Genomic DNA, 255 nt, shown 5'->3' on the forward strand with positions numbered 1-255 from the left:
GTATCATTACAAGGAAATTAATTCCGCTTAATCAAGCTGACCGACACAGGGATTCTGCCCTTCCACGGTTCAGCGGAAAGGTTTTCGATGTATACCGAAACATGCCGTCTTGCTTTTGAAAGGCTACTGCGTGTCGCCAAGACCGACACTGGGCAAGGCAAAGTATGCGCAGCCTTTGTGCTGTCATGGTGGAACGCTCACGTATACGGCGGCTTTCCGATCGAGGACATCCACAATCTCGACCAGGTCTTGAAG

General features: G+C 50.6%; 1 protein-coding gene. It reads left to right on the forward strand.

The genetic code is table 11. The annotated features are described in order from the left end of the window. Window positions 1–87 precede the first annotated feature (87 nt). Window positions 88–255 (forward strand): DUF7673 family protein (locus ACPYOJ_RS35935; protein ID WP_481420470.1); only part of this gene is annotated, 168 nt, incomplete at its 3' end.

It is taken from the genome of Rhizobium sp. SVR5-9E (assembly GCF_056755095.1).